This window comes from Cobetia sp. 1CM21F (assembly GCF_023161745.1).
Taxonomy (GTDB): domain Bacteria; phylum Pseudomonadota; class Gammaproteobacteria; order Pseudomonadales; family Halomonadaceae; genus Cobetia; species Cobetia amphilecti.
Genome location: NZ_JALNTQ010000018.1, coordinates 1 through 501 on the forward strand (window position 1 = coordinate 1; position 501 = coordinate 501).

Sequence of the window (501 nt, forward strand, 5' to 3'; positions counted from 1 at the left end):
ACGGTGCTGCCGTCTTCGGCATCGGTGGTACCGACGATGGTCGGCGTGGTGTCGGAGGTCAGTGCCGGGGCATCGACAGTCAGCGCCGGCACGCTTGCGTCGATCTCGCCTACATCATTGCTGGTCGCGGTGTTGCCGGCCGGGTCGGTGACCGAGGCTTCGACGCTGTACTCGCCTTCGCTCAGCGGTGTCTCGGCGTCAACCGTGTAGGTGCCGTTCTCGACGGTCGCGGTGACGGTCTGTTCGTTGCCGTCGCTGTCGGTGATGACCAGGGTGACGGTGCTGCCGTCTTCGGCATCGGTGGTGCCGACGATGGTTGGCGTGGTGTCGGAGGTCAGTGCCGGTGCGTCGACGGTCAACGCCGGCGCGCTTGCGTCGATCTCGCCCACGTCATTGCTGGTCGCGGTGTTGCCGGCCGGATCGGTGACCGAGGCCTCGACGCTGTACTCGCCTTCGCTCAGCGGCGTTTCGGCGTCAACCGTGTAGGTGCCGTTCTCGACA

1 protein-coding gene is annotated in these 501 nt (G+C 66.5%); it reads right to left on the reverse strand.

The features are described from left to right. The coding region (locus MSG32_RS17910) for an Ig-like domain-containing protein (protein ID WP_248381134.1) at positions 1 to 501 on the reverse strand (501 nt) is incomplete at both ends.